Origin of the sequence: Variovorax sp. WDL1, from assembly GCF_001541225.1 — a bacterium.
Taxonomy (GTDB): domain Bacteria; phylum Pseudomonadota; class Gammaproteobacteria; order Burkholderiales; family Burkholderiaceae_C; genus Variovorax.
In genome coordinates this window covers 85,863-88,217 of record NZ_LMTS01000324.1, presented here as the reverse complement: position 1 = coordinate 88,217, position 2,355 = coordinate 85,863, and the positions used below count along the sequence as shown (strand labels likewise).

The 2,355-nt window shown below is 70.0% G+C and carries 3 protein-coding genes and 1 pseudogene; 3 read left to right on the top strand and 1 reads right to left on the bottom strand.

Annotated elements, in window-relative coordinates; all coding sequences use genetic code 11:
- From APY03_RS45090 to APY03_RS36750, 3 genes are all read left to right on the top strand, one after another.
- Positions 1–237 (top strand): alpha/beta fold hydrolase (locus tag APY03_RS45090; protein WP_232324553.1); only part of this gene is annotated, 237 nt, incomplete at its 5' end.
- The gene (fghA, locus tag APY03_RS36755; protein ID WP_068685259.1) at positions 234–1,091 is read left to right on the top strand and encodes an S-formylglutathione hydrolase; all 858 of its coding nucleotides are present in this window, start codon (positions 234–236) and stop codon (positions 1,089–1,091) included. The genes APY03_RS45090 and fghA, both read left to right, overlap by 4 nt.
- Before the next feature lie 6 nt (positions 1,092–1,097).
- A complete protein-coding gene (locus APY03_RS36750; RefSeq protein WP_068685257.1) occupies positions 1,098–1,568 on the top strand; it encodes a MarR family winged helix-turn-helix transcriptional regulator in 471 nt (156 codons plus the stop codon).
- Between the two features lie 6 nt (positions 1,569–1,574).
- On the opposite strand, the pseudogene APY03_RS45085 reads toward APY03_RS36750, so the two are convergent.
- Positions 1,575–2,355, bottom strand: a pseudogene (locus tag APY03_RS45085) (aromatic ring-hydroxylating dioxygenase subunit alpha); the annotation flags it as partial.

Sequence of the window (2,355 nt, the reverse complement as noted above, 5' to 3'; positions counted from 1 at the left end):
TACGACGAGATCGAGCACCGGCTCGCCGCGCAGCCGCCGATCACCGTGCCCGCCATCACCTTCGACGGCGCTGACGACGGCGTGATGTCGATCGGCGGCACCGCCGCGCACGCGCGCCACTTCACCGGCCCGTACCAGCACCGCGTGGTGCCGGGTGCCGGCCACAACCTGCCCCAGGAAAAACCGCAGGACTTCGCCGATGCCGTCCTCGAACTGGTGAACGCCTCCCGACCATGAACCCAGGCACCCGCACGCTTTCCGAACACCGCTGCTTCGGCGGCACCCAAGGCTTCCACGAACACGACGCACGCGAGATCGGCCTGCCGATGCGCTTCTCGGTCTTCCTGCCGCCGCGGGCGCAGCAGGGCCCGGTGCCGGCCCTGATGTACCTCGCAGGCCTGACGTGCAACGAGGAAACCTTCATGGTCAAGGCCGGCGCCCAGCGGCTGGCCGCCGAGCTCGGCCTGGCGCTGATCGCACCCGACACCAGCCCGCGCGGCGCCCATGTGGCCGGCGAGAGCGACAACTGGGACTTCGGCGTCGGCGCCGGCTTCTACCTCGATGCCACGCAAGCACCCTGGGCGACGAACTGGCGCATGGAAAGCTGGATCGTGCACGAGCTGCTGCCGCTGCTGGGTGCGCATTTCCCCATCGACATCCACCGCATCGGCCTCTTCGGCCACTCGATGGGCGGCCACGGGGCGCTCACGCTGGCGATGCGCCATCCGGGGCGCTTTGCCTCGCTCTCGGCCTTCGCGCCGATCTGCGCGCCCAGCGAGTGCCCCTGGGGCGAGAAGGCCTTCGGCGGCTACTTCGGCCCGGACCGCGAGCAATGGCTGGCACACGATGCGAGCGCGCTGATGCAGTCGCAGACCGCCGCGCCATACCCCGAGGGCATCCTCGTCGACCAGGGGCTGGCCGACAAGTTCCTGGCTGACCAGTTGCACCCGCACCGGCTCGAGACCGCGTGCCGCGCCGTGGGGCAACCGCTCACGCTGCGCCGGCACGAGGGCTACGACCACGGCTACTACTTCGTGCAGAGCTTCGTGGCGGACCACCTGGCGCACCACGCCGCCATCCTGCAGGGCTGAGCGCGCATGCCCGCCGCGCCCGCCTTCCTGCCCCTGCTGAGCTACGAGGTCAACAGCACCTCGGACGCGCTGCGCCGCAGTGCCGCGCTGCGCTTTCGGCGCGAGCACGACGTGAGCCTGATGGAGTGGCGCACGCTCGCGCTGGTCGAGCACCTCCAGCCCGTGACGCTGCGCGCGCTCACCGATTACTCGAGCACCGACAAGGCACAGATCAGCCGGATCGTGAGCGCGCTGGTCGAGCGCGGGCTGATCGAACGCAGCGCGCACAGCAGCGACGCGCGTTCGGCGCAGCTCGCCCTCAGCGCAGAGGGGCGCGCGAAGATCAAGGCCCTGGCGCGCACCGCGCGCTCGCGCGACCGCGTCTTCCGCGCCGTGCTCGACGAGGGCGAGGCGGAGCAATTGGTCGCAGCGCTGCACAAGCTCAAGGCGCGTGCGCTGGTGCTGATCGAGGAAGAAGAGGCCGGCGGGCGGTCCTGAGCGCTTTCAGGCCGGATCGCGAAAGTTTCCGGCCTCGAAGGACACCAGCTCATCGGCCGGCTCGAAGCTCACCCCCGCCGGGTCGCCACCCTCCGTGACAACCTGCACCTGCGCCAACACCAGCCGCCGCAGCAAGGCGATGCCGCGATCGCTGGTCGCCAGGTTCTCGTGCGAATGCCAGGTGATGTCGCCCTGGCTCTTCTGCGCCTCGTAGTCGCCGGGAAAGCGCCGATGCTCTTCCGGCGTGAGCTCGCTCCACAGCTTGCCACCCTGGCGCGAGCGAAAGCCCGCCAGCTCGCCCGGTTCGCGCACGCGCGCCACCGTATAGATGCGGAAATGCGTGTCGTCGATGGGCAGCACGAAGCCGATCGATTCCACCCGCGCGTACTGCCCCACGCGCGGGTTCGGCACCACGCGCCACGTGGGCACGCAGGCCTCGGTCACCCGGCGAAACACCGAGCCGTCGTCCAGCGCGCGCAGCGAGGTCACCTTGACGCCGCGCGCCGTGGTCTCGAAGGTGATCTGCGGCGCGCGCAGCATGGTCTCGGTGAACTGGGTGCCGGAGAAGCTGCCGTGCAGCACCATCACGTGCCAGGGGTCGACCACGTTCTCGAAATGCTGGAACCAGTTGCAGTCGACGATCACCGGGCCACCGCCGCCGATGCTGCGGTCGTCGGCCTCGAGGAATTCGCCGGCCTCCAATTGCTCGAAGGGCTCGAAGCGCGGCAGCACCGGCTGCTTCTGCGGCGGGCCCATGTAGGCCCAGATCAAACCGTAGCGCTCGGCG